Origin of the sequence: Allobranchiibius sp. GilTou38, assembly GCF_017565325.1 — a bacterium.
Lineage (GTDB): Bacteria > Actinomycetota > Actinomycetes > Actinomycetales > Dermatophilaceae > Allobranchiibius > Allobranchiibius huperziae.
Map to the genome: position 1 here is coordinate 113,220 of NZ_JAGEKN010000009.1, position 25,913 is coordinate 139,132.

Sequence of the window (25,913 nt, forward strand, 5' to 3'; positions counted from 1 at the left end):
CAGCAACTGTGCTGGACGTCAACTTCTTCGACGAGATCCGCATCGGTCTCGCAACTGCCGAGGACATTCGCCAGTGGAGCCACGGCGAGGTCAAGAAGCCCGAGACCATCAACTACCGCACCCTGAAGCCGGAGAAGGACGGACTCTTCTGCGAGAAGATCTTCGGTCCGACCCGTGACTGGGAGTGCTACTGCGGCAAGTACAAGCGGGTGCGCTTCAAGGGCATCATCTGCGAGCGCTGCGGTGTCGAGGTCACTCGCTCCGCCGTACGCCGTGAGCGGATGGGCCACATCGAGCTCGCCGCCCCCGTGACGCACATCTGGTACTTCAAGGGTGTGCCGAGCCGCCTCGGCTACCTGCTCGACCTTGCTCCGAAGGACCTGGAGAAGGTCATCTACTTCGCCGCCTACATGATCACCTCGGTGGACGTGGACCAGCGGCACGCCGACCTGCCCTCCTTGGAGGCGCAGATCGAGGTGGAGAAGAAGGAGCTGGAGAACCGTCGCGACAACGACGTGAACACCCGCGCCGCCAAGCTCGAGTCCGACCTGGCCGAGCTGGAGAAGGAGGGCGCCAAGGCTGACGCCCGCCGCAAGGTGCGCGAGTCCGCCGAGCGCGAGATGAACCAGATCCGCAAGCGCTCGGACGCTCAGATCGAGCGCCTGACGCAGGTCTGGGACCGCTTCAAGAACCTCAAGGTCCAGGACCTCGAGGGCGATGAGGTCCTCTACCGCGAGATGCGGACCCGTTTCGGTCTGTACTTCGAGGGCGGCATGGGCGCCCAGGCGCTGCAGAAGCGCCTGGAGACCTTCGACCTCGTCGCCGAGGCCGAGTCGCTGCGCGAGACCATCGCGACCGGCAAGGGCCAGCGCAAGACGCGCGCCCTGAAGCGGCTGCGGGTCGTCATGGCGTTCATCCAGACCAAGAACAGCCCTGTCGGCATGGTCCTGGACTGCGTCCCGGTGATCCCGCCGGACCTGCGCCCGATGGTGCAGCTGGACGGTGGCCGCTTCGCGACCTCCGACCTGAACGACCTCTACCGTCGCGTCATCAACCGCAACAACCGTCTCAAGCGTCTGCTCGACCTCGGTGCGCCCGAGATCATCGTGAACAACGAGAAGCGGATGCTGCAGGAGGCCGTCGACAGCCTCTTCGACAACGGCCGTCGTGGTCGCCCGGTCACGGGCCCCGGCAACCGTCCGCTGAAGTCGCTGTCCGACATGCTGAAGGGCAAGCAGGGACGCTTCCGTCAGAACCTGCTGGGCAAGCGCGTCGACTACTCCGGCCGTTCGGTCATCGTGGTCGGTCCGCAGCTGAAGCTGCACCAGTGCGGTCTGCCCAAGCAGATGGCGCTGGAGCTGTTCAAGCCGTTCGTGATGAAGCGTCTGGTCGACCTGGACCACGCGCAGAACATCAAGTCCGCCAAGCGGATGGTCGAGCGTGCGCGTCCGGTCGTCTGGGATGTCCTCGAAGAGGTCATCACCGAGCACCCGGTGCTGTTGAACCGTGCGCCCACCCTGCACCGCCTCGGCATCCAGGCCTTCGAGCCGCAGCTGGTCGAGGGCAAGGCCGTGCAGATCCACCCGTTGGTCTGCACCGCGTTCAACGCCGACTTCGACGGTGACCAGATGGCGGTCCACGTGCCGCTGTCCACCGAGGCGCAGGCCGAGGCCCGCATCCTCATGCTGTCGAGCAACAACGTGCTGAAGCCGTCCGACGGCCGTCCCGTCACCATGCCCAGCCAGGACATGATCACCGGCATCTTCTTCCTCACCTCCGGTGACGGACAGGTGACCGTCGGTGAGGGCGACCAGGAGCAGCTGCGTTCCTTCGGCACCCCCGCCGAGGCGCGGATGGCGCTGGACCGTGGCGAGATCAAGCTCGGCTCGACGGTCCGGATCCGGCTCACCGACCAGGTGCCGCCGACCGGACACGCGCTGCCCGAAGGCGCCTTCGCCGACGACCTCGGTCGTATCTCCAGCCTCACGCTGGAGACGACCCTCGGTCGGGTGCTCTTCAACGAGACGCTGCCTGAGGACTACCCCTTCCTCAACACTGCCATCGACAAGAAGGCGTTGTCGACGGTCGTGAACGACCTGGCCGAGCGTTACCCCAAGGCTCAGGTCGCCGCATCCCTGGACGCGCTGAAGGAAGCCGGTTTCTACTGGGCCACCCGGTCCGGTTGCACCGTGGCCATCTCCGATGTCCAGACCCCCGGTCGCAAGCTGGAGATCCTGAGCGGTTACGAGGGCAAGGCCGCCAAGGTGCAGGGCCAGTACGAGCGTGGCCTGATCACCGACGACGAGCGCCGTCAGGAGCTCATCGAGATCTGGACCCAGGCCACCAACGAGGTCGCTGCAGAGATGCAGTCCAACTTCGACCCGAACAACCCCATCTTCCGGATGGTGTCCTCGGGTGCCGGTGGTAACTGGCACCAGGTCCGGCAGATCGCCGGTGCGCGTGGCCTGATGGCCAACCCAAAGGGCGAGATCATTCCGCGCCCGATCAAGTCCAATTTCCGTGAAGGCCTGTCCGTGCTGGAGTTCTTCATCTCCACGCACGGTGCCCGCAAGGGTCTGGCCGACACCGCGCTGCGTACCGCCGACTCCGGGTACCTCACCCGTCGTCTGGTGGACGTCAGCCAGGACGTGATCATCCGCGAGGACGACTGCGGCACCGACCGTGGCCTGACCCTGCCGGTGGCACAGCGTGCCGCCGACGGTTCGCTGACCGAGCACGACGACGTGGAGACCTCGGTCTACGCGCGGACGCTCGCCACGGACGTCGAGTCCGGCGGGGAGGTGCTGGCAGCTGCCGGCTCCGACCTCGGTGACGTCAACCTGGACCGGCTGCTCGCGGCCGGCGTGGAGAACGTCAAGGTCCGCTCGGTGCTCACGTGTGAGTCCCGGGTCGGCACCTGCGCCAAGTGCTACGGGCGGTCGCTCGCGACCGGCAAGCTGGTCGACATCGGTGAGGCGGTCGGCATCATCGCCGCGCAGTCCATCGGTGAGCCCGGCACCCAGCTGACGATGCGCACGTTCCACACCGGTGGCGCCGCGGGTGATGACATCACCCAGGGTCTGCCCCGCGTCGTGGAGCTGTTCGAGGCGCGTACGCCGAAGGGTGTCGCCCCGATCGCCGAGGCCGCAGGCCGCGTGCAGATCGAGGAGACCGACAAGGCACGTCGCATCCTGTTGACCCCGGACGACGGCTCGGAAGAGCACGCCTACCCGGTCAGCAAGCGTGCGCGGGTGCTGGTCTCCGACGGCGACCACGTCGAGGTCGGCGCGCTGCTCGTACAGGGCGCCATCGACCCCAAGCAGGTGCTGCGCATCCTCGGCCCCCGTGCGGTGCAGAAGCACCTCGTGGACGAGGTGCAGAGCGTCTACCGCCAGCAGGGTGTCTCGATCCACGACAAGCACATCGAGGTCATCGTGCGGCAGATGCTGCGCCGGATCACGATCATCGAGGCGGGCGACACCGACCTGCTGCCCGGTGAGCTGGCCGAGCGCGGCCGGTTCGAGGACAGCTCGCGGCGCACCGTCGCCGAGGGTGGCCGTCCGGCGTCGGGTCGTCCCGACCTGCTGGGCATCACCAAGGCGTCGCTCGCGACCGACTCGTGGCTCTCGGCGGCCTCCTTCCAGGAGACCACCCGGGTGCTCACCGAGGCGGCCATGCACGCCAAGAGCGACCCGCTGCTGGGGCTGAAGGAGAACGTCATCCTCGGCAAGCTCATCCCCGCCGGCACCGGCCTGACGCGTTACCGCAACGTGAAGGTCGAGCCGACCGAGGAGGCCAAGGCGGCGCTGTACGCCCTGCCGGACTACCAGAGTTACGACTACCCGTCCTTCGGGCCGGGGTCGGGCGAGGCCGTCCGCCTGGACGACGCGTCGCTCGGGCTCGACTGACCGACGTAGCAGAAGCGCGCCCCACGGACCGAGAGGTTCGTGGGGCGCGCTTCTTCGTGAGGTTCAGTGCGGGCGACGGGTGGGTCATGGGCGCTGCGGTCACTATTCTGCGCGAGGCAAGCCGGGAGCGGCAGCCGGAACGAGCGGCTCGTTTCACGGCGCCTCAGACATGATCCGACCGTGCGACCGACCCACCGAGGCGGGTCGACGGTCGTGCGGTCACTCTCCGACCCGCGGCCTGTCGGCGCAGGTGGGTCGTCGGCCGGGCCGGTCCTTCTTCCTACGTCGGTGCCGGTGTTCGAGGAACCCCCAGATCAGCGGTCAGCTGGGGCGGTTCAGCTGCCACGCGCTCGCGCCGGAGTCGCGGAAGCGCAGAGTGGCGTAGGGCGCGAGAGTCTTCGCGTGCTTCATGGTGTTCTCCTCGTAGACCCAGCGCACCCCCTTGTCCCACAGCTGACGTGCGGCGGCCGCGGTCGGGTGGGTGTAGAAGCCGTCGTTCAACTGCAGTAGTTGCGGATGCCAGTAGTCGACGGTCACCGAGTCGCGCCCGTGTGGAGCGAGCCGGGTGGCGGTGTTGGTCGCGGTCCAGCCCTCGATCAGGGCCTGCCGCTGGGAGAACGCCGTGACGAGCCAGCGGCGGGTGTCGCAGTGGTATGGGGCGCTCTGACGGGTGCAGTGCCGGTTGGTCATCACCAGGTCCTCGACGCCGGAGTGGTCGCGGATGTAGACGGCGGCGGCGATCTGGGCGTTCGAGCTGGCCCCGGCCGCACTGAGTTTGATGTGCTGGTGGGCTGAGGGCTCCTGGACGTTCGAGAGGTACTGGCCGTAGACCACCGGTCCGGACAGGACGACGGCCCCGGCAGCGGCGCTGAGGCCGATGCGCGCGCCGTACCGACGATCGGTGTCACGGGTCGCGATCACCGCGATCACGCCGGCCGCCACGAGGATGGCGAGGCCGATCAGCACCGATTCCTCCAACCGCCGGAAGGTGTGTGTCCGAAGCGGTCCGAGCACCAGCGTCGGCAGCAGCACGAATGCCACGGCGCCCAGTCCGGCGAAGCCGAGCAGCAAGGCCCGCCCTCGCACGCTCAACGTGCGCAGCACCCGGTCCGCCCCGATCGCCGTGGCGATGGCGGCGAGCGGGAGGGCGGTCAGCAGGAAGTACCCCTGGCTCTTGCCGGGGTGGGAGAACAGCCCGGTCGCGGCGGCTCCCGCGATCGAGGCTCCGAGGAGCACCCAGATGACCGGGTCGCGCCGGTCCTCCCGGCGCCACAGCGCGGCGAATCCCAGCAGCGCCGGTCCGAGTCCGGTGAGGATGGTGATCGCGGACAGGGCGCGCTGTTGGAAGTACGTCGGTGCGCCGCCGAGATCACCAGCGAGCCGGGTCTGCTTGGCGGACTCGGTCACCCCCAGCATCAGGCCGGACGCCGACCCGTGGAAGACGATGGCGAGCGTGGCGACCAGCGCCACCCCCATCATCAGCAGGTCGACCACGAGATGCGGCACCAGACGTCGGTGCCAGATCAGCGTCGCGAGCAGGGCCAGACCCAGCCCGGCGATCACGACCGGTGCGGTCGACCCCTTCGTGCCGGTGGCGATGACGGTGAGGATCGGCACCATCACGATCGCGCCACGCAGAGCTTCTCCCCGCCAACGCATGGCGAGGATCGCGATCAACGCCATCAGGGTCGGGATCCCCAGGCCCAGCGTGGGGGACTGCGGGGTGATCATCAGATTGACGGCGGCCGTCCGCACCGGTGAGGTCACACCCGCGAGTGACGCCAGGGCGACCGCCCCGAGGGTGATGCCGGCGCTGCGGGTCAGTCGCAGGCAGAGGGCCGCGAGGCAGCTCACCGAGACGATGGGCATGATCGCCGGCAGGAAGCGCATCAGCACCTCGTCCAGCGGCACACCGGTCGAGGCGGTGACCTGGGCGATCCACGCGTGCGCGAACCACTGGTAGCCGAGCGCCTCACCGATGACCGTCGGCCAGGCGGCCGGGCCGCGTTCGAGCAGCTCGGAGGACAACGCCAGGTGCAGGTAGGTGTCGACGTGCGGCTGACCCACTCCGGTGGCCCAGCGCGGCTGGTTCACGCGGAAGTACGCGACCAGCATCGGGAACGTCGTCGCCGACAGGGCCGCGATACCGCCGCCGAGCCACCACGGCAGCGGCGACCAGCGCGCCGACATGATCCGGCGCCGCGTCACCGGGACGGCGAGCAGGAGCGCCGCGATCAGTAGCGGGAGCACCAGCGCGATCCACCGCTGATGGCTGTACCCGGCGATCGTCTGGGTCGGCACGACGATCGCGATGCCCATTGCGAACCCCATCGCCAGGTCCTCCAGCAGCCAGCCGTCGCGCGGGCGGACACACCGCCACAGCAGCACGCCGGGCAGCAGCTGGGTCACGGCAACGCCGAGAACGGCGCGCACGACCTCCGACCCGGACAGGCCGTCGACGCCGGCGTACGTCAGGTAGAGGGCCGTCGCGATCAGAAGGAGCCAGTAACCGCCGGCGCCGCGTGCGGCGGCGGCGACAGCGGCGGCGGGGCGGCGGTCGGCAGGTATGGTCTGGGTCGCAGGCACGGGCGACACCGTAGCTGGAGGTGTTGCGTGCCTCGTTCAGCTACGGTGCGACGCGTGGACGGGGCCGGAGGAGCCGGCCCTGCACCCGATGGAAGGGACACCGTGACGCGGCAGGACGACGCACCCGTGGACGGCGGCGTGCCGGGCAGCTATCAGCCCGGCTACTTCGAGACCCGGCTGGCGCCCAACCCTGCGAGGTCGGACATCTGGCGGCATCTGGGTGCCTACCTTCAGCGGTGGATCGCGCCGTCCTCCGACGTGCTCGAACTCGGTGCGGGCTGGTGCGACTTTTCGAACGCGATCACCGCGAAGCGGGTGGTGGCGATGGACCTCGACGACACCGTCGAACGGAATGCAGCGCGACAGGTCCAGGCCGTGGTCGGCGACTGCACGGACCTGTCCCGTTTCGAGGACGCGTCCTTCGATGTGGTCTTCGCCTCGAACCTGCTGGAGCACCTCGAGCGCGCCGCCACGAATGCGCTGGTGGACGGGGTGCAGCGGATCCTGCGACCCGGCGGCCGGCTCATCCTCATGCAGCCGAACTTCCGGTTGGCGCCGCGCCGTTACTTCGACGACTACACGCACGTGGCGATCTTCACCGACCAGTCGCTGAGCGACTACCTGACCTCCCGCGGGATGCAGGTGGAAGTGGTCAAACCGCGGTTCATGCCGTTGACGATGAAGTCGTCCGGCGCCCGCCTCTCGTTCCTGGTGCCGTGGTACCTCGCGTCACCGATCAAGCCGCTGGCCGGTCAGATGCTCGTCGTCGCCAGCCGACCCAAGGAGTGAACATGTCCAGCCGACCCACCCTGACGGTGGTGCTGCCCACCTACAACGAGAAGGACAGCATCGCCGCGTGCATCACCGCGTTCGAAGCGATGGCCGAGGTCGACGAAGTGCTCGTCGTCAACAACAACGCCGCCGCCGGCACCTCCGAGGAGGTCGCGAACACCGGCGCCCGAGAGGTCCACGAGGCCCGGCAGGGCTACGGAGCCGCGATCCAGCGGGGCCTGCGCGAGGCGCGTACCGAGCTGGTCGCTGTCTGCGAGCCGGACGGCACCTTCGACCCCACCGACCTGCGCAAGCTCCTGGCGTTCATGCCCGAGTGCGGTTTCGTCGTCGGGTCGCGCACCGTGTCCGAGTTCATCTGGGACGGCGCCAACATGGGCTGGTTCCTCAAGTGGGGCAACTGGGGCGTCGCCAAGTGGGTCGAGGTCCTCTACAACACCACCAGCCTCTCGGACGTCGGCTGCACGTTCCGCGTGATGACCCGGGCTCACGCCGACCACCTGCTGGAGCACTCGACCCTCGACGGCTCGGCGTACGGGCTGGAGATGCTGCTGCTCACGGCGAAGAGCGGCACCAAGTGGGTGCAGGTGCCGGTCAACTACCACCCGCGGGTGGGGGAGTCCTCGGTCACCGGTGAGCTGCGCAAGACCATCCCGCTCGGGCTGGAGATGTTCACGATGAGCGGGCGGATGCGCTTCGCGCACCCCAAGCGGCAACGGCGCGCTCAGCCCTCGTCGTCCTCGTCCTCGTAGGCGGCGGTGAACGGCTCGCCGTTGCGCGAGACGAAGACGTGGTGCTTGTAGGCCCAGAAGCGGAAGACCGTGGCGAGTATCAACCCGATCCCGTTGCCACTGATGTTGTCGGCCAGCTGCGAGTCGTAGCCGAGCAGGTAGTGCGACACGGCCAGGCAGGCCGCAGCGATCGCGATCCCGACGATCGAGACCACCGCGAAGAGCAGGAACTCGTGATGCATCCGATCCCGGCGGGTGTGTCGGAAGGTCCAGTACCGGTTGCCGAGCCAGGCCACGATCACCCCGGCGATGCTGGAGATGACCTTCGCGGAGATCGGGTAGTCGTGCAGCGGTCCGGGGCCTTCGCTGCGCAGCAGGTTGAACCCGCCGACGTCGGCGGCGAAGCCGAAGATCCCGACGACGCCGAACCGGAATGCCTGACGCAGCCCGCTGCCGTTGTGTGCGGCCGGGGAGGGGCGGACGGTCGCCTCATGGGTGGACATCGATGACTTCCGACGGTGGGTGTCTGAGCTCGTCGACAGTACCAACGTGCCATGACCCCCGCCGTGGCCGTGGGGCGGAGGCACCGAACGGTAGCCGTACCCTGACCCGGTGACCCGGCGCTGGCTGATCGTGTGCGTGCTGGTGCTCGCATCCGGTCTCGGCGGGGTGCTCCTGACCTCGGTGCTCACCCACCGTCCCGCGTTGCAGCAGATCTCCCAACCGGGTCCGATCGTGGTCGTGCGGGTGCCGCAGCTGGACTGGAACTCCACCTCGACCACGGCGAACCCCACCCTGTACTCCCTGGCCCGCAAGGGCGCGGTCGGCGCGATGCTCACGCGGGATCTGTCCGGGCACAGCTGCACCGGTGACGCGTGGCTCACCCTGTCCGCCGGCACCCGCACAGCGGTCGGCGCCGTGGTGAAGGAGACCCTTCCCGGTGCCGCGGTCGGGCAGTGTCCGCGCGTGCCCACCGCCACCCTCACGAGTGCGAGCACCGGGTACTTCCCGCAGTGGTCGCAATGGCGCAAGATCGCGCTGTCCCGGACCCCCAAGGCGGACATCGGGCGACTGGCCTCCACGGCGGCGGCGGCCCATCAGTGCGTCACCGCTGTGGGCGCCGGCGCCAGCCTCGGGGCGGCGGACCGCAAGGGGAAGGTCGCGCACTACGTACCCCGCGTCTCGCAGGCCGACTTCACGTCGTGCCCGATCACGCTGGTCAGCCTCACCACCGGTGACGACTCCGCCCTGCGTCAGGTCGTCGCCAAGGTCCCGGCCGACGCGACGCTCGTGGTGGCCTCGCTCGCGGACGACGCCTCCCGGGAGCATCTGCGCTCCGTCGTCGTCACCGGGCCCGGCGTGCCGCACGGTCGCCTGACATCGCTGAACACCCGCCAGATCGGGATGATCGGCACCGTCGACCTGACCGCGCTGATCCTGCACCGGTTCGGAAGCGCGGCGCCCACCCTTCCCGAGGCCAGGGTCCCCTCGGTCGAGCCGTCCAGCAGCGCGTACGGCCCGGTCACCCTGGCGCGCGACCTCGGCCAGGAGCTGGCGGTCCAGCACTCCGTGTTGCGCACCTTCTTCCCGAGAGCCCTGATCATCGGAGCGGTGATCGTCGCGCTGGGCGTGCTCCTGTGGCGCCTGGGGGTATGGCGGACGCGGCGGGCCGAGCGTTCGACGGCGTCGCATCCCTTCCTGCGGGCCGGCATCGGGGTCACCGCCGGTGCGCTGGCGTCGCTGCCTGCGGCGACGTTCCTGATCGGGGTGCTGCCCTGGTACCGCACGGGCCATCCCGGCGTCGCGCTCACCGCCGGAGTCCTGCTGATCGCGGTCGCCATCTCGGTGATCGCGTGGGCCGGGCCCTGGCGGCGGCACCCGATCGGCCCGCTTCTGGTGATCCTGGTGGTCACCGGCTACACCGTCCTCGACGACGCCATGCACGGTTCCCGGCTGCAGCTCACCTCGATGATGGGTCTGCAACCGTTGTACGGCGGGCGCTACTACGGGATGGGCAACGTCGGGTACGCGATGCTCGCGACGAGCGCACTGCTCATCGCGGCCCTGTTGGCCGATGCACTGATCAGGGCCGGCCGTCGCGACCTGGCGACCGCGACCGTGGTGCTCGTCGCGGTGCCGGCGATCCTCGTCGACGGTTCTCCCGCATGGGGCGCCGACGCCGGCGGCCCGGTGGCCATGATCCCGGCGTTCGCCTATCTCGCTCTGAACGCCGCCGGGTTGCGGGTGACGTGGCAACGGGTGGCGATGATCGGCGGGTCGACCGCGCTGGTGGTGGGGGGACTGGCGGTCCTGGACTATCTGCGGCCGCCGAAGTACCGGACCCACCTCGGTGACTTCGTCGCGGGACTGCGCCACCACGGTCAGGCGGGGACCCTCGGCAGGATCGGCAAGCTCAACGCGCAGATGCTGACGTCGTCGCCGCTCACCCTCTTCGTGCCGCTCCTGCTCCTGCTCGCCGTCGTGGTGCTCGTGGCCCCGAGTCGACGCTTCAGCCGCCCCATAGCCCGGCTGTGGTCGCAGATCCCCTTCCTCGGCAACGGGCTCGCCGCCGCCGTGATCTGCTGGGTCATCGGCTTCTTCGCCAACGATTCCGGCACCGGCATCCCGCCGATCGGCATGCTGATCGCTGCTCCGTTGCTCGTGGTGCTCGCGACGATCCCCTCCCGGCAGAGGCATGATCGACCTGCCTCCGGGCACGCGGCGGACCTGCACCCGGCTCCCGAGGGATAGGGCGCCGAACGCGCACCGGGTGCCCGCGCGCGGCCCCGGAGTGGATTTGGAGCGGTATCACCGGCCCGGTACGCTTAAGGACTGTGCGTGGCTCTGCCCTGCGCTCGAACGACCGGCATGGCGCGGTGCACGGGAACAAACACGTGCGTTTCCGCGCTGAAGAGGTTGTTCGCGGCGCATCAGGCCACGACACACGCCCTCGCCGGGCAGCCTGACCGGATCGTGTCGATCTACACGGGATGTCAGGAAGTGCGGGGGAGGGCTCCGGCGTACGCCAGGCCGACACACCCGAGTGCGGGGGTCGGTAGGGGTGGCGCCGGCAATCCAAGGAATCGTCCGGGCAGCAGCCCGGGCGAACGACGAGACACGAACAGACGGAGTCAACAGGTTGCCTACCATCAACCAGCTCGTCCGTAAGGGTCGGCAGGACAAGGCCACGAAGGTCTCCACGCCGGCGCTGAAGGGCAGCCCCCAGCGGCGCGGTGTGTGCACCCGCGTCTACACCACGACCCCCAAGAAGCCGAACTCGGCGCTGCGCAAGGTGGCCCGCGTGAAGCTGACCTCGGGCATCGAGGTCACCGCCTACATCCCCGGCGTCGGCCACAACCTGCAGGAGCACTCGATCGTGCTCGTCCGCGGCGGTCGCGTGAAGGACCTGCCCGGCGTGCGGTACAAGATCGTCCGCGGCTCGCTGGACACCCAGGGTGTCCGCAGCCGTCAGCAGGCCCGTTCCAAGTACGGCGCGAAGAGGGAGAAGAAGTAATGCCACGTAAGGGTCCCGCCCCGAAGCGCCCCCTCGTCATCGACCCGGTCTACGGGTCGCCGCTGGTCACCCAGCTGATCAACAAGATCCTGCTGGACGGCAAGAAGTCCGTCGCCGAGCGCATCGTCTACGGCGCCCTCGAGGGCACCCGCGACAAGACCGGCACCGACCCGGTCGTCACGCTGAAGCGCGCGCTGGAGAACGTCAAGCCCAGCCTCGAGGTCAAGAGCCGCCGTGTCGGTGGCGCGACCTACCAGGTGCCGATCGAGGTCAAGCCCGGCCGCGCGACGACCCTGTCGCTGCGTTGGCTGGTCGGCTACTCCCGGCAGCGCCGGGAGAAGACGATGACCGAGCGCCTGATGAACGAGATCCTCGACGCGAGCAACGGCCTGGGTGCCGCGGTCAAGCGCCGCGAGGACACCCACAAGATGGCCGAGTCCAACCGGGCCTTCGCGCACTACCGCTGGTGACCCACGGCTGACCCGTGCGGTCGCCGGCCAGAACGGCGACCACACGGGAGCCGCACCACAACATTCGACGAGCGGATAAGGAACCACACCGTGGCACAGCAGGAAGTGCTGACCGACCTGAAGAAGGTCCGCAACATCGGCATCATGGCCCACATCGATGCCGGCAAGACCACGACCACCGAGCGCATCCTCTTCTACACCGGTATCAACTACAAGATCGGTGAGGTCCACGACGGCGCGGCCACGATGGACTGGATGGAGCAGGAGCAGGAGCGCGGCATCACGATCACCTCCGCGGCGACGACCTGTTTCTGGAAAGACAACCAGATCAACATCATCGACACCCCCGGGCACGTCGACTTCACCGTCGAGGTGGAGCGTTCGCTGCGCGTGCTGGACGGCGCCGTGGCCGTGTTCGACGGCAAGGAGGGCGTAGAGCCCCAGTCCGAGACCGTCTGGCGTCAGGCCGACAAGTACAAGGTCCCGCGCATCTGCTTCGTCAACAAGATGGACAAGATGGGCGCCGACTTCTATTACACGGTGCAGACCATCGTGGACCGTCTCGGTGCGACGCCGCTGGTCATCCAGCTGCCCATCGGCAGCGAGTCGGACTTCATCGGCGTCGTCGACCTGGTCCAGATGAAGGCCCTCGTATGGCGCGGTGAGACGAAGCTGGGCGAGGACTACGAGATCGAGGACATCCCGGCCGAGCTGCAGGACAAGGCCGACGAGTACCGCACCCACCTTCTGGAGCGCGTCGCCGAGTCCGACGACGCCCTCATGGAGAAGTACCTCGGTGGCGAGGAGCTGACGGAGGCGGAGCTGAAGGCCGGTATCCGGGCCATCACCATCGACGGTGAGGTCAACCCGGTGCTGTGCGGCACGGCGTTCAAGAACAAGGGCGTGCAGCCCATGCTCGACGCGGTCGTCGACTACCTGCCGAACCCGCTCGACGTCCCCCCGATGATCGGCCACAAGCCGGGCGACGAGGAGACGGAGATCGTCCGCAAGCCGAACACCGAGGAGCCGTTCTCGGCGCTGGCGTTCAAGGTGGCGACGCACCCGTTCTTCGGGACGCTGACCTACGTGCGCGTCTACTCCGGCCGGATGTCCACCGGTGGCCAGGTCATGAACACGACCAAGGGCCGCAAGGAGCGCGTCGGGAAGCTCTTCCAGATGCACTCCAACAAGGAGAACCCGGTCGAGACCGCCTCCGCGGGTCACATCTACGCGTTCATCGGGCTGAAGGACACCACCACCGGTGACACCCTGTCCGACGTGAGCAGCCAGGTCGTCCTGGAGTCGATGACCTTCCCCGAGCCCGTCATCTCGGTGGCCATCGAGCCGAAGACGAAGGGCGACCAGGAGAAGCTGGGCACCGCGATCCAGAAGCTGGCGCAGGAGGACCCGACCTTCCAGGTCGAGCAGGACGAGGAGACCGGCCAGACCATCATCAAGGGCATGGGCGAGCTTCACCTCGACATCCTGGTCGACCGCATGAAGCGGGAGTTCCACGTCGAGGCGAACGTCGGCAAGCCCCAGGTGGCCTACCGCGAGACCATCCGCCGCAAGGTGGAGAAGCTGGACTACATCCACAAGAAGCAGACCGGTGGGTCCGGTCAGTTCGCGAAGGTCCAGGTCACCATCGAGCCCCTGGACACCGCCGACGGCGAGCTCTACGAGTTCGACAACGCGGTGACCGGTGGTCGCATCCCGCGGGAGTACATCCCGTCGGTGGACCAGGGCATGCAGGAGGCCATGCAGCTCGGTGTCCTCGCCGGCTACCCGCTGGTGGGCATCAAGGCCACCCTGCTGGACGGCGCCTACCACGACGTCGACTCCTCGGAGATGGCGTTCAAGATCGCCGGATCCATGGTGCTGAAGGAGGCGGTCCGTCGGGCCGACCCCGCACTGCTGGAGCCGATGATGGCGGTCGAGGTCCGCACCCCGGAGGACTACATGGGTGACGTGATCGGCGACCTCAACTCCCGCCGTGGCCAGATCCAGGCCATGGAGGACATCAGCGGGGCCAAGATCGTGCGAGCGGTCGTGCCCCTGTCCGAGATGTTCGGGTACGTTGGCGACCTGCGGTCCAAGACCCAGGGTCGAGCCAACTACACGATGCAGTTCGACTCGTACGCCGAGGTTCCCAAGAACGTGGCGGAAGAGATCATCAAGAAGATCCGGGGCGAATGAGCTTCCCCCGCCGCGTCGTCTGCTCTGCAGGCGACGCGGCGGGACGCTCAGGGACGGCATACGTCGTCTTCCCAAAGCAACACGAAACCATCAGGACGCCCCGGCGTCAGAGCAATAGTTTTTGAAGGAGCATCCAGTGGGTAAGGCCAAGTTCGAGCGCAGCAAGCCGCACCTCAACATCGGCACCATCGGTCACATCGACCACGGTAAGACGACGTTGACCGCGGCCATCTCCAAGGTGCTGCACGACAAGTTCCCGGACCTGAACGCGCAGTCCGCGTTCGACCAGATCGACAAGGCGCCGGAAGAGAAGCAGCGCGGTATCACGATCACCATCGCGCACATCGAGTACCAGACCGAGAAGCGTCACTACGCACACGTCGACTGCCCCGGGCACGCCGACTACGTGAAGAACATGATCACCGGTGCCGCGCAGATGGACGGCGCCATCCTCGTCGTCGCCGCGACCGACGGTCCGATGCCGCAGACCAAGGAGCACGTGCTGCTCGCCCGTCAGGTCGGCGTCCCCTACATCGTGGTCGCGCTGAACAAGGCCGACATGGTCGACGACGAGGAGATCATGGAGCTCGTCGAGATGGAGGTCCGCGAACTGCTGTCCTCCTACGAGTTCCCCGGTGATGACCTCCCTGTCGTGAAGGTCTCCGCCCTCAAGGCCCTCGAGGGCGACGAGGAGTGGGGCAAGAGCGTCCTGGAGCTCATGGACGCCGTCGACGAGAACATCCCCGAGCCGGTGCGCGACACCGACAAGCCGTTCCTGATGCCCGTCGAGGACGTGTTCACGATCACCGGTCGTGGCACCGTCGTCACCGGTCGTATCGAGCGCGGTGTGCTGAACATCAACGAGGAGGTCGAGATCATCGGCCTCAACGAGGGGCCGGTCAAGTCCACGGTCACCAGCATCGAGATGTTCAACAAGATGCTCGACTCCGGTCAGGCCGGCGACAACGCCGCCCTGCTGCTGCGCGGTATCAAGCGCGAGGACGTGCAGCGTGGCCAGGTCATCGTGAAGCCGGGCACCACGACCCCGCACACGAACTTCGAGGCGAGCGTCTACATCCTGTCCAAGGACGAGGGCGGCCGCCACACGCCGTTCTACGACAACTACCGTCCGCAGTTCTACTTCCGCACCACCGACGTCACCGGCGTCGTGAAGCTGCCGGAGGGCACCGAGATGGTCATGCCCGGTGACAACACCGAGATGTCCGTCGAGCTCATCGCCCCCATCGCGATGGACGAGGGTCTGCGGTTCGCCATCCGTGAGGGTGGCCGGACGGTCGGCGCGGGGCGCGTCACCAAGATCACCAAGTGATCGCCGCCTCCGCGAGGAGGTGAATCACCGGGAAGGCCCCGGTCCGCTTCGGCGGGCCGGGGCCTTTCCCGCACTGGCGTACGTCGGGTGTCCGCAGATTCGTGCACCCGCGTGCGCGAAAGTGCGGACACCCGATCAGCGCTCGACCCAGAGCGTCGGGGTGGCGGAGTGCAGGAGTGCGGCGAGCCGGACCTGCAGGTCATCCGCGCCCTCCACGCGCCTCGGCACATCGCCGGTGGGCACCACCGGCTGGTCGAGCGCGACATGGAGAGTGCGCAGGGTGCGCATCGTGTTCGAGGCGTGTGCAGGGACCGGGCCGGGTTCGCCTGCGTCGAACAGTGCCCGGACCGGCCCCAGCCAGGTGTCGTCCACCACCCCCGATTGCCAGAGGATCGCGACGACGGCTGCGGCCACCCGGTCGTCCTCCTGCTCGCACGTGACCGCCACGAATTAGGTATGGCGTGTCGACAGCTGTGCGGTCAACGCCATCCCGACATCGTGCCGGTTGTCAGCGTTTTCGCGGTGTCGGTGTCACAGGAGCGCTGACAACCGCGGCGGCGTACGGCGGTTGTCAGCAGGTCTCTGGCGCCGACGCCACTCGTCCGCTGACAACCGCGGCGGTGGTTACGCGCGGACGCGCAGGTGGGCGCGTTCGCCCTGGGTGCCGAACAGGCTGAGCACCTCGGTCGGCTGAGGGTCGGCGCTGGCGAACCAGTGGGGCACACGGGTGTCGAACTCAGCGGCCTCGCCCGCGGCGAGCACCATGTCGCGGTCGCCCAGGACGAGCCGTAGCCGGCCGGACAGCACGTAGAGCCAGTCGAATCCGGCGTGCGTCTTCGGCTCGGGGACGGCGTTCGGCACCCCGGGCGGGAGCACGATCTTCCACGCCTGCGTGCCACCGGGGCGTCGGCTGAGCGGGATGTGGGTCTGACCGTGCCGGCGCACGGGCTTCAGGTGGATGCGCGGATCGCCGGTCGCGGGCGCTCCGACGAGTTCGTCGATGGGGACGGCGTACTCGCGCGCGAGGGGCAGCAGCATCTCCAGCGTCGGCTTGCGCCGCCCGGACTCCAGCCTAGACAGCGTGCTGACCGAGATGCCGGTGACGGCGGCGATGTCGGCCAGCGTCGAGCGGCGTTGCTCCCGTACGGCGCGCAACCGCGGTCCCACTCCGGTCAGCACAGACTCGATGTCGTCCATGCGACCTGATGGTCGCATGCCGGTTGTCCGCAGATTCGTGGCGAGGGTGCCCCGGAACTGCGGACAACCGCGCAGGTGGTCAGGAAACCTCGTTCAGCTTCCCGGTGGCGACGTCGAAGACGAACCCGCGGATCTGGTCCTTGTGGGGGATGAACGGGCTGGCCTTGATGCGGGCGACCGACTGTCGCACATCGCCTTCCAGATCGCCGAACGCCTCGGCCGCCCAGGCCGGGCGTACGCCGGTGTCCTTCTCGATCGACGCCTTGAAGTCGTCGTCGGTGAAGGTGAGCATGCCGCAGTCGGTGTGGTGGATCAGGATGATCTCGGTCGTGCCGAGCAGCCGCTGGCTGATGGCCAGGGAGCGGATCTCGTCCTCGGTGATGACGCCGCCGGCGTTGCGGATGACGTGCGCCTCGCCCTCGGCGATGCCGAGCGCGCCGTACACGTTGAGCCGAGCGTCCATGCATGCGACGACAGCGACATGCTTGGCGGGCGGCAGGGGCAGCGGCCCGTGGAAGCTCTCGGCGTACGTCGCGTTGTTGGCCAGGTAGTCGTCGGTCGCGGTCATGATCGAGCCTTCCCAAAGATAAGTGGATACAGCTAAGACCATAGCCAGGCGTTATCGACGGCACCGCAGATTGCCCGAGGACGCCGGTCGCGTGCCTCGCTCGCTGAGACGGGGTCCTTCGCGCCCCGGGCGCCCTGAGAGAATGCAGACTCCGCCCCACCCGCACAGAAATGGTGAACCGCCGTGGCCCTGACCGACCTGTCGGCCGATGAACTCCGTGACTTCGCAGCGACCCAGCGCGCGGCGTACGACGACCTGGTCGGCAAGGGGCTGAAGCTGGACCTGACGCGCGGCAAGCCGAGCGCGGCGCAGCTGGACCTGTCCGAGGAGCTTCTGTCGCTGCCCCACGGTCACCTCGCGGCGGACGGCACCGACGTGCGCAACTACGGGGGCCTGACCGGGCTGGCCGAGCTGCGGGGGATCTTCGCCGAGCTGCTCGGTGTGGGCACCGATCAGATCGTGGCCGGCGGCAACGCCAGCCTGACGATGATGTCCGACACCCTGCTCTACCACCTCTTCCACGGCGGCGTGGACTCCGAGAACCCCTGGGGTGTCGAGGAATCGGTCAAGTTCATCTGTCCGGTGCCCGGCTACGACCGGCACTTCTCGCTGCTGGAGCACTACGGCATCGAGATGCTCACCGTGCCGATGACCCCCGACGGCCCGGACGTGGCCGCCGTGCAGGCGCTGGTCGCGGACGATCCCAGCATCAAGGGGATGTGGATCGTCCCGACCTACGCCAACCCCAGCGGCGCCGTCTGCACCCTCGAGGTCGCCTCCGCCCTGGCCGCGATGGACACGGCCGCGCCGGACTTCAAGATCTTCTGGGACAACGCGTACGCCTTGCACCACCTCACCGACGAGGAGGCCAAGAGCGCCGACATCCTGTCGCTCGCGGAGGTGTCGGGCCACCCGCACCGGCCCATCGTCTTCGCCTCCACCTCCAAGATCACCTTCGCCGGCGCAGGCGTCGCGTTCCTCGCGGGGTCCATCGAGACCATCGCCTGGTACACCGGTCACCTCGCCAAGAGCTCGATCGGCCCGGACAAGGTCAACCACCTGCGGCACGCGCAGTTCTTCGGCGACGCTGACGGCGTCCGCACGCACATGCGCGCGCACCGCGCGATCATCGCCCCGAAGTTCGAGGAGGTGCAGCGGGTGCTGCGCGAGCGCCTCGGAGAGCATGAGGTGGCGACCTGGAACACCCCGGCCGGCGGATACTTCGTCAGCCTGGACGTGCTGGACGGCACCGCCTCGCGGATCGTGGAGCTCGCCAAGGCCGCCGGGGTCGCCCTGACGCCGGCCGGCGCGTCGTTCCCGTACGGCGACGACCCGCGCGACCGCAACATCCGACTCGCGCCGACCATGCCGCCCCTGGACGAGGTCACGCAGGCCATGCAGGCGGTCGCCACCTGCGTGCTCGTGGCGGCGGCGGAGAAGCTCGGCGCCTGAGGTGAGCCGGTCCGCCCGGTCAGGCCGACGGGCTCGCCCTCCTGTGCGAGGGTGAGCCCCATGCCCATGGATGACGCGACACCGGTCTTCTTCCTCGCGGGCGGCACCGGGATCTCCGCCGAGACCCTGGGGAACATGATCCTGCAGCAGTTCCCCACCGTCCGGTTCATCCGGCAGAAGGTCCCGTTCATCACCACGGTCGCGCACGCCGAGGAGGTGCTCGCCAACCTCGACGACGCCAAGACCGACGAGGTGATCCCGCTGGTCTTCTCCACCGTCGCGGACGAGGAGCTGCGCGCGGTGCTGATGCGCACCGAGTGCGCGTTCGTGGACCTTTTCGGGTCCCAGCTCGACCTGGTCGAGCGGGTGCTGCACGTCAACGCCACCCGGGACTCCGGCAGCGCACACGGCGTGGGCGACCCCCTGCAGTACGACGCGCGGATGAAGGCCGTCGAGTACGCGATCGAGCACGACGACGGCCAGAGCCTGCGGGCGATCGAGCGTGCCGACCTGATCCTCACGGCGCCGTCACGGTGCGGCAAGACCCCGACCACGATGTACCTGGCGCTGCAGCACGGCCTGCTGGTGGCCAACTACCCGCTGGTCGAGGAGGACTTCGAGTCCACCGATCTGCCGCGTCCGATCCGGGCGTACGCCAAGAAGTGCTTCGGCATCCTCACGACCGCCACCCGGCTCTCGCAGGTGCGCGGCGAGCGCCGACCCGGATCCGCGTACGCGTCGCTCACGCAGTGCAGTTACGAGTTGCGTCGCGCCGAGGCTATGTTTCGAGCACATCGGATCCCCAGCATCAACTCCGCCGCCATGTCGGTGGAGGAGATGGCCGCGGTGATCATGCAGACCCAGAAGCTGAACCGCGCTCACTGAGCGCCCGGTAGAAGAGGTACGCCGTCATGGCCAGCAGCAACATCGAATGGTTCGCCGATCTCGGGCTCGACGACGTCGACCGGGTGGGCGGCAAGAACGCGTCGCTGGGGGAGATGGTGAGCAATCTCGCCGACGCGGGCGTCCGCGTACCCGACGGGTTCGCGACCACCGCCGAGGCCTACCGGCGCTTCCTGGGCGAGACCGGCCTGGCCGACCGGATCAACGCGCTGCTGGACGACCTGAACGTCGACGACACCCGCGAGCTGGCCCGGGTGGGGGATCAGATCCGCACCTCGGTGGAGGAGCAGGAGTTCCCCAAGGACCTCGAGGACGACATCCGGACGGCGTACGAGAAGCTCGTCGGCGACGATGACGAGCCGAGCTGGGCCGTGCGCTCCTCCGCGACCGCCGAGGACCTGCCGGACGCGTCGTTCGCCGGTCAGCAGGAGACCTTCCTCAACGTCAAGGGCATCGACAACGTCCTGCACGCCATCAAGCTGGTTTTCGCCTCGCTCTACAACGACCGGGCCATCTCCTACCGGGTGCACTCCGACTTCGACCACGCCTCGGTGGCGCTGTCGGCGGGCGTGCAGAAGATGGTGCGCTCCGACATCGGTTCCTCCGGCGTCATGTTCACCATCGACACCGAATCGGGTTTCTCCGACGCGGTGTTCATCACCTCCAGCTACGGACTGGGGGAGGCCGTGGTGCAGGGCGCGGTCAACCCCGACGAGTTCTACGTCTACAAGCCGGCGCTGCGCGCGGGCAGGCCCGCCGTCCTCAAGCGCGGCCTCGGCAGCAAGGCCACCAAGATGGTCTACACGAAGGACGCGACGGTCGGGAAGACCATCGAGTTCGTCGACGTGGACGAGAAGGAGCGCGGCCGCCTCAGCCTGACCGACGACGAGGTCCAGGAGCTGGCCACCCACGCCCTCAAGATCGAGGAGCACTACGGCCGCCCGATGGACATCGAGTGGGGTAAGGACGGCGTCGACGGCACGTTGTACGTGCTGCAGGCGCGTCCGGAGACCGTGAAGTCGCGCCAGGCCGGCTCCACGCTGCAGCGCTACGTGATGGGTTCGCGCGGCGAGGTGATCATCGAGGGCCGGGCGATCGGGCAGAAGATCGGCGCCGGCAAGGTGCGGGTACTCACCTCGATGGACCAGATGCACGACTTCGCCAAGGGCGACGTGCTCGTGGCCGACATGACCGACCCCGACTGGGAGCCGATCATGAAGCGCGCGTCGGCGATCGTCACCAACCGCGGCGGGCGCACCTGCCACGCCGCGATCATCGCCCGCGAGCTCGGCATCCCCGCGGTCGTGGGCACCGGCAGCGCGACCAAGGACCTGGCCGAGGGGCGCGAGGTCACCGTGTCGTGCTCCGAAGGCGACACCGGGTTCGTCTACGACGGCGAGCTGGACTTCGAGGTGAAGGAGACCGCGCTCGATGAGATGCCCGACATCCCGGTCAAGCTGATGATGAACGTCGGCACGCCCGACCAGGCGTTCGAGTTCTCGCGGTTGCCGAACAAGGGCATCGGGCTCGCGCGGCTGGAGTTCATCATCAACCGCCAGATCGGGATCCACCCCAAGGCGCTGCTCGACTTCGACACGCTCGATGCCGACCTGAAGGCGCAGATCGCGCCGCTCATCTCGGCGTACGACAGCCCGCGCGAGTTCTTCGTCAAGCGCGTGGCCGAGGGCGTCTCGATGCTGGCAGCGGCGTTCGCGCCGGAGCCGGTGATCGTGCGGATGAGCGACTTCAAGTCCAACGAGTACGCCGGTCTTCTGGGCGGTGAGGCGTACGAACCGCACGAGGAGAACCCGATGATCGGCTACCGCGGGGCGTCGCGGTACCTGTCAGAGGATTTCGCGGAGTGCTTCGCGATGGAGTGCGAGGCGCTGCGCTATGTGCGCGAGGAGATGGGGCTGCTCAACGTCAAGGTGATGATCCCGTTCGTGCGCACCACCACCGAGGCCAAGGGCGTCATCGACCTGCTCGGCACGCACGGTCTCAAGCGCGGCGAGCACGACCTGCAGGTCGTGATGATGTGCGAGATCCCCTCCAACGCGGTGAACGCGGATGAGTTCCTGGAGCACTTCGACGGATTCTCGATCGGGTCCAACGACATGACCCAGCTGACGCTGGGCCTGGACCGCGACTCCTCCCTGGTCGCCGCCGGTTTCGACGAGCGCGACCCCGCGGTGAAGAAGATGCTCACCATGGCGATCAAGGCATGCCGCGACAAGGGCAAGTACGTCGGCATCTGCGGTCAGGGCCCCTCGGACCACCCCGACCTCGCGGACTGGCTGCTGGACCAGGGCATCGAGTCGATGTCGCTCAACCCGGACACCGTCGTGGAGACCTGGCTGCGGCTGGCCAAACGCGCCAAGGCCTGACCTCTTCACCCATCGGGTCTACTCGCGCGCTGGACCGAGCGCGCGGGTACACCCGATCTCTTCGTCCGCACCGCCTGAACGGGCGAAATCGATCAAGTGCGGCACGCCGGCGCCGGTCCAGAATCGTTGCATGGCAACGCACGGCGACCTCTTCGGCGACTTCGTGGCGATGCTCGCGCGTGCCCTCGACGACGCCGGGAGCGCGCCGGCCGATCTGGCGGCGCAGCTCTTCGTCTCGCGCTCCCACCTCGACCGCATCGTGTCAGCGGTCGCCGGCGAGTCGCCGGTCGCGCTGCGGCGGCGGCTGTTGCTGGAGCGCGCGGCGTACCGGTTGAGCTCGACCGACGCCACCATCCTGGACGTCGCGACCGAGGCCGGATACGGCTCGCACGAGGCCTTCACCCGGGCGTTCGCCCGCGGCTTCGGGATGGCGCCCGCGCAATGGCGGCGCGGACCGGCCGGCGTGGCGATCGGGTCCCCGAACAACGTGCATTTCCAACCCCCGGGGAGCATCCGGCTGCCCGGACTGCGGAAGGTGAGTTCGATGAATCTGATCGATCGGATGGTGGACCATCACGTCTGGCTCACGGGTGAGTTCGTGCAGCGGGCGGCGCGGCTGCCCGACGAGGTGCTCGACGAGCCCATCGAGTACGGCCTGGACGACGACCCGGACCAGATGACTCTGCGGCGCCTGCTCTCCCGCCTGGTCGGGCAGATGGCGATGTGGAACGCCGCGCTCGCGCTGCGCCCGTACGACTGGGACGTCGAGCAGCACGAGTCGGTCGCCTCGATGCGCGAACGGCTGCGCACCGAGGGTGCGACCTTCGGGGCGCGCGTCCACGAAGCCATCGACCTCGGCCAACTGGACGACACGTTCGTGGACACCACGTGCACGCCCCCGCGGGTCTTCACCTACGGCGGGATGATCGCGCACGTGCTGACCTTCGCCGCGCATCGCCGCACGCTGGTCGCGCTGGCGCTCGACAAGCACGGGATCGGCGACCTGGGGTGGGGCGACCCCCTCGGGTGGGTGCCGAACGACGAGGCGAGCGTGCGGATCGCCCCCTCGTCCTGACGCCGTGAAGAGGTGCGCGCTGGATGCAGCGCGTGCCTTCCCCCGACCGTCAGTCCTCGGCCCGGATGCCCGCCAGGGTGAGGTCGACGGCCGCGGCGATGAGCTCGTCGTCCGGCGGGCCGCCGTGCAGCATCGCGGCGTTGATGACGAAGCCGGTCAGCATCAGGGCCGCTGCATCGAGGGCCGGACCGTGGGTGACGGTGCCGAGCAGAGACCGCACGACCGCCTCTCCGTCGGCCACCATCTGGTCGCGGACATGGGCCATCTGCGCGCTCGACACCGCGAGATCGGCCAGCACGGCCAGCAGGCGGTCCACCCGGTAGGTCCGGATGACGGTGCGGAACATGGTCAACTCGGCGACGAGGTCTTCGCGCAGATCACCGGTCGGCGTGTGGTGCGGCATGTCGTGCAGCCAGTGGAAGGCGTCCTGCAGCAGATCGGCGCGGGTGGGCCAGTGCTTGTACACCGTGGCCCGGGAGTAGCCGGCGACCCGGGCGAGATGCGGATGGGTCAGGGCCTCCTGGCCCTCGTCGGCGAGGATCTTGAGGGCGGCAGCGAGGATGTCGTTGCGGGTGCGGACGACCCGGGCATCGGGAGAGCTGTCCGGTACGGCGGTCATGCTCCACCTCGCTTCTTGCTCCTGGACGGATTGTCCACTAACTTCGGACTAGTTCACAAAGTCACCGCTGTGTCCATCACGGCGGTGACTGCCGGGAGCCTACGCGCGACGGCGGCACGAGAAGCCGTTGGCGCGCGGGGAGAGCAAAGGTATGGCCGGTCCGAGACCTGCATGACAGCAGCGAATCGACGGCTGTGCCGATGCGACCTGCCGGCGCCCCTTGCCTCGTACCTATCGGGAGTCTCAATGTCAGCAGTTCTGTTCGGCTCGATCAGCACCATCGCGGACACCTCCGAACTCCAGCGGCAGTCGTTCAACAAGGCCTTCGCGTCGCACGGCCTGGATTGGCAGTGGGACCGCGACGACTACCTGGAGATGCTCGGCCAGAACGGCGGCCGCGACAGGATCGCGCAGTACGCGAAGGACCGCGGCGAGACCGTCGACGCCGATGCGGTGCACAAGACGAAGTCGGAGATCTTCCAGCGCGACCTCGCCTCGTCCGACGCGCGTCCGCGCGCGGAGGTGGTGCAGACCATCCGCGATGCCAAGACCACCGGGTACAAGGTCGGTCTGGTGACCACCACGTCACGGCAGAACATCTCAGCGCTGCTCGACGCGCTCAACCCCGACCTCACCAGTGACGTCTTCGACGTGATCGTCGACGCCACCGACGTCGAGGAGCCCAAGCCCTCGGGGGCGGCGTACGAGTTCGCTCTGGCCCAGCTGGGGGAGGACGCCGCCGGGTGCATCGCGATCGAGGACAACGTCGGGGGTGTCGAGGCGGCCCGCGCCGCGGGTCTGACCTGTGTCGCGTTCCCGAACGAGAACACCGCGAAGCACGACTTCGGTGCCGCGCAGCGACGTGTGGAGCAGGTGCGGTTCGAGGAGCTCGAGAGCTTGATCCCGAGTCGCTGAACCCCTCCTTCCTTCTCCTCAACCAGTCAGGAACCCCATGTCGAATCCGCATGCCACTTTCGAGGCCACGCAGACCTCGTTCCATGTCGAGGCCTACGAGAAGATCAGCTACTCCCTGTCTTACGTCGACGGCGTCTTCTCCGTGGAGAACGAGCAGTTGGCCGACAGCTACCGGAGCTACGGTCGGTGTCTGATGGTGGTCGACGAGACCGTCCACGGGCTCTACCGCGAGCAGATGGAGCGGTATTTCGAGCACCACGGCATCGCCCTCACGGTCTTCCCGGTGCGTATCAAGGAGCCGGACAAGACGTTGCGCACGCTGGAGAGCATCGTCGACGCGTTCGGCCGCTTCGGGCTCGTGCGCACCGAGCCGGTGCTGGTGGTCGGTGGAGGTCTCACCACCGACGTGGCCGGCATGGCGTGCGCCACCTTTCGTCGGGCCACCAACTACATCCGCATCCCGACCACGCTGATCGGGCTCATCGATGCCAGCGTCGCCATCAAGGTGGCCGTCAACCACGGGTCGTACAAGAACCGGCTCGGCGCCTTCCACGCCTCCCAGCAGGTGCTGCTCGACTTCTCCTTCCTACGCACCCTGCCAATCGAGCAGGTCCGCAACGGAATGGCGGAGATGCTGAAGATCGCCATCGTCGGCAACGGCTCGATCTTCGACCTGCTGGAGAAGTACGGCGAGGACCTGCTGACCACCCGGTTCGGTCACCTGGACGGCACGCCGGAGCTGCGCGAGATCGTCCATCGGGTCACCTACGACGCGATCAACACCATGCTCGAGCTGGAGGTGCCCAACCTGCAGGAGCTCGACCTGGACCGCGTCATCGCCTTCGGTCACACCTGGAGTCCGACGCTCGAGCTGACGCCGCCGGTGCCCTACTTCCACGGTCACGCGGTGAACATCGACATGGCGTTCTCCACGACCCTGGCCGAGCAGCGCGGTCTGATCAGCATCAGCGAGCGCGATCGGATCTTCTGGCTGATGAGCCGTATCGGGCTCACCCTGAACAGCCCGTACCTGACACCGGAGCTGCTGCAGCGCGGCACCGAGTCGATCGTGCAGACCCGCGACGGACTGTTGCGCGCGGCCGTTCCCCACCCGATCGGCACCTGCGACTTCATCAACGATCTGCCCGAGGCGGAGATGCGCAGCACGCTGGAGGTGCACCAGGAGTTGTGCGGGCACTATCCGCGGGGCGGGGAAGGGGAGGACATGTTCATCGACTCCCGCGCGGGTGAGACCACCGACCTGGTCGCGGGCTGA

The 25,913-nt window shown here is 68.1% G+C and carries 20 protein-coding genes; 14 read left to right on the forward strand and 6 right to left on the reverse strand.

Annotated elements, in window-relative coordinates:
• Nucleotides 1-8 precede the first annotated feature (8 nt).
• On the forward strand, nt 9-3,908 hold the full coding sequence (locus JOB34_RS13425; RefSeq protein ID WP_208053176.1) for a DNA-directed RNA polymerase subunit beta': 3,900 nt from the start codon (nt 9-11) through the stop codon (nt 3,906-3,908).
• Nucleotides 3,909-4,229: 321 nt separating this feature from the next.
• On the opposite strand, the gene JOB34_RS13430 is transcribed toward JOB34_RS13425, so the two are convergent.
• The gene (locus JOB34_RS13430) at nt 4,230-6,494 is read right to left on the reverse strand and encodes a hypothetical protein (protein WP_208053177.1); all 2,265 of its coding nucleotides are present in this window, start codon (nt 6,492-6,494) and stop codon (nt 4,230-4,232) included.
• A gap of 102 nt (nt 6,495-6,596) precedes the next feature.
• Here JOB34_RS13430 and JOB34_RS18180 point away from each other — a divergent pair, with 102 nt between their 5' ends.
• Together JOB34_RS18180 and JOB34_RS13440 are read left to right on the forward strand one after the other, a co-directional pair.
• Nucleotides 6,597-7,283 (forward strand): class I SAM-dependent methyltransferase, encoded by a 687-nt coding sequence (locus JOB34_RS18180; protein ID WP_208053178.1) that lies wholly within the window; start codon nt 6,597-6,599, stop codon nt 7,281-7,283.
• A 2-nt stretch (nt 7,284-7,285) separates the two neighbouring features.
• Nucleotides 7,286-8,035 (forward strand): glycosyltransferase family 2 protein, encoded by a 750-nt coding sequence (locus JOB34_RS13440; protein WP_208053179.1) that lies wholly within the window; start codon nt 7,286-7,288, stop codon nt 8,033-8,035.
• Here the strand turns inward: JOB34_RS13440 and JOB34_RS13445 are convergent.
• Complete coding sequence (locus JOB34_RS13445; protein WP_208053180.1) at nt 8,008-8,517, reverse strand: GtrA family protein; 510 nt, start codon at nt 8,515-8,517, stop codon at nt 8,008-8,010. The genes JOB34_RS13440 and JOB34_RS13445 overlap by 28 nt on opposite strands.
• Nucleotides 8,518-8,626: 109 nt before the next feature.
• Between JOB34_RS13445 and JOB34_RS13450 the strand changes: the two genes are divergently transcribed.
• The 5 genes from JOB34_RS13450 to tuf all read left to right on the forward strand — a co-directional run bounded on the left by JOB34_RS13450 (nt 8,627) and on the right by tuf (nt 15,524).
• On the forward strand, nt 8,627-10,765 hold the full coding sequence (locus JOB34_RS13450; protein WP_208053181.1) for a hypothetical protein: 2,139 nt from the start codon (nt 8,627-8,629) through the stop codon (nt 10,763-10,765).
• A 388-nt stretch (nt 10,766-11,153) separates the two neighbouring features.
• Entirely contained in the window at nt 11,154-11,528 is a 375-nt protein-coding gene (gene rpsL, locus JOB34_RS13455) for a 30S ribosomal protein S12 (RefSeq protein WP_179482630.1), read from the forward strand.
• Entirely contained in the window at nt 11,528-11,998 is a 471-nt protein-coding gene (rpsG, locus tag JOB34_RS13460; RefSeq protein ID WP_179482628.1) for a 30S ribosomal protein S7, read from the forward strand. Before rpsL ends, rpsG begins: the two co-directional genes overlap by 1 nt.
• A 90-nt stretch (nt 11,999-12,088) precedes the next feature.
• Nucleotides 12,089-14,194 (forward strand): elongation factor G, encoded by a 2,106-nt coding sequence (gene fusA / locus JOB34_RS13465; protein ID WP_347813864.1) that lies wholly within the window; start codon nt 12,089-12,091, stop codon nt 14,192-14,194.
• Nucleotides 14,195-14,330: 136 nt separating this feature from the next.
• Nucleotides 14,331-15,524, forward strand: coding sequence for an elongation factor Tu (gene tuf / locus JOB34_RS13470; protein WP_208053182.1), 1,194 nt, complete (start codon nt 14,331-14,333; stop codon nt 15,522-15,524).
• A 135-nt stretch (nt 15,525-15,659) separates the two neighbouring features.
• On the opposite strand, the gene JOB34_RS13475 is transcribed toward tuf, so the two are convergent.
• From JOB34_RS13475 to JOB34_RS13485, 3 genes are all read right to left on the reverse strand, one after another.
• Nucleotides 15,660-15,971: a hypothetical protein gene (locus JOB34_RS13475; RefSeq protein WP_208053183.1), complete on the reverse strand. Its 312-nt coding sequence runs from the start codon at nt 15,969-15,971 to the stop codon at nt 15,660-15,662.
• Nucleotides 15,972-16,148: 177 nt separating this feature from the next.
• Nucleotides 16,149-16,721 (reverse strand): XRE family transcriptional regulator, encoded by a 573-nt coding sequence (locus JOB34_RS13480; protein ID WP_179482622.1) that lies wholly within the window; start codon nt 16,719-16,721, stop codon nt 16,149-16,151.
• 79 nt (nt 16,722-16,800) lie between these two features.
• The gene (locus JOB34_RS13485) at nt 16,801-17,289 is read right to left on the reverse strand and encodes a carbonic anhydrase (protein WP_208053184.1); all 489 of its coding nucleotides are present in this window, start codon (nt 17,287-17,289) and stop codon (nt 16,801-16,803) included.
• A 183-nt stretch (nt 17,290-17,472) separates the two neighbouring features.
• Between JOB34_RS13485 and JOB34_RS13490 the strand changes: the two genes are divergently transcribed.
• From JOB34_RS13490 to JOB34_RS13505, 4 genes are all read left to right on the forward strand, one after another.
• Nucleotides 17,473-18,741 carry an aminotransferase class I/II-fold pyridoxal phosphate-dependent enzyme gene (locus tag JOB34_RS13490; protein WP_208053185.1) on the forward strand — a complete coding sequence of 423 codons (1,269 nt, stop codon included), beginning with the start codon at nt 17,473-17,475 and terminating at the stop codon, nt 18,739-18,741.
• Between the two features lie 60 nt (nt 18,742-18,801).
• Nucleotides 18,802-19,626: a pyruvate, phosphate dikinase/phosphoenolpyruvate synthase regulator gene (ppsR, locus tag JOB34_RS13495; RefSeq protein ID WP_179482616.1), complete on the forward strand. Its 825-nt coding sequence runs from the start codon at nt 18,802-18,804 to the stop codon at nt 19,624-19,626.
• A 26-nt stretch (nt 19,627-19,652) separates the two neighbouring features.
• Nucleotides 19,653-22,028: a phosphoenolpyruvate synthase gene (gene ppsA, locus JOB34_RS13500; protein WP_208053186.1), complete on the forward strand. Its 2,376-nt coding sequence runs from the start codon at nt 19,653-19,655 to the stop codon at nt 22,026-22,028.
• Nucleotides 22,029-22,158: 130 nt separating this feature from the next.
• Nucleotides 22,159-23,103: an AraC family transcriptional regulator gene (locus JOB34_RS13505; RefSeq protein ID WP_208053187.1), complete on the forward strand. Its 945-nt coding sequence runs from the start codon at nt 22,159-22,161 to the stop codon at nt 23,101-23,103.
• A 49-nt stretch (nt 23,104-23,152) separates the two neighbouring features.
• Here JOB34_RS13505 and JOB34_RS13510 read toward each other — a convergent pair whose 3' ends face one another.
• The gene (locus JOB34_RS13510; RefSeq protein ID WP_208053188.1) at nt 23,153-23,722 is read right to left on the reverse strand and encodes a TetR/AcrR family transcriptional regulator; all 570 of its coding nucleotides are present in this window, start codon (nt 23,720-23,722) and stop codon (nt 23,153-23,155) included.
• A 246-nt stretch (nt 23,723-23,968) separates the two neighbouring features.
• On the opposite strand from JOB34_RS13510, the gene JOB34_RS13515 reads away from it, so the two are divergent.
• Both JOB34_RS13515 and JOB34_RS13520 read left to right on the forward strand, forming a co-directional pair.
• The gene (locus JOB34_RS13515; protein WP_208053189.1) at nt 23,969-24,637 is read left to right on the forward strand and encodes an HAD-IA family hydrolase; all 669 of its coding nucleotides are present in this window, start codon (nt 23,969-23,971) and stop codon (nt 24,635-24,637) included.
• A 37-nt stretch (nt 24,638-24,674) separates the two neighbouring features.
• Nucleotides 24,675-25,913 (forward strand): sedoheptulose 7-phosphate cyclase, encoded by a 1,239-nt coding sequence (locus tag JOB34_RS13520; RefSeq protein ID WP_208053190.1) that lies wholly within the window; start codon nt 24,675-24,677, stop codon nt 25,911-25,913.